Raw genomic sequence first — 487 nt, forward strand, 5'->3', positions numbered from 1 at the left:
GCATTAAGCTATGCACTCACGGGTGGTGAAGACTACGAGTTATTGTTTACGGTTCCAGAATCACAACGCGGCGCAATTGATACCGCGTTAATTCATGCAGGTGTCAAATTTGTAAAAATTGGTCAAATCTGTGCAGGTGATAAATTAAAATTAGTCGAAAATGGGCTGGAATTTAACCCGATTTCACGTGGCTTTGTGCATTTTTAATTGAAGTACTATGAGATTATTAACCCAAGATAAATTCGTAAAAAAGCTGTCTTTAGCCCATCCAATTCACTTTTTGGCATTAGGCTTTGGCAGCGGTAAAGCGGCAAAAGCACCGGGTACCTTTGGTACCTTAGCCGCGGTGCCCATAGTGTTGCTCATGCAACAGTTAAGCTTAACTAATTACCTGACCATTACCTGTATTTGCATGCTCGCTGGCTTTTATATTTGTGGCAAAGCAGCTAAAGATATGGGCGTACATGATCATGGTGCTATTGTGTGG

At 41.7% G+C, this 487-nt stretch carries 1 protein-coding gene and 1 pseudogene; both read left to right on the plus strand.

Annotated features, from left to right (window positions below):
* Positions 1-207: pseudogene (locus tag AAEY79_RS14190) on the plus strand (hypothetical protein); the annotation flags it as partial.
* A 10-nt stretch (positions 208-217) separates the two neighbouring features.
* Positions 218-487, plus strand: a 270-nt coding sequence (locus tag AAEY79_RS14195) for a phosphatidylglycerophosphatase A (protein WP_352288867.1), incomplete at its 3' end; no start/stop codon positions are given.

This window comes from Psychrobacter sp. GW64-MNA-CIBAN-0177, assembly GCF_040309585.1.
Taxonomy (GTDB): domain Bacteria; phylum Pseudomonadota; class Gammaproteobacteria; order Pseudomonadales; family Moraxellaceae; genus Psychrobacter; species Psychrobacter okhotskensis.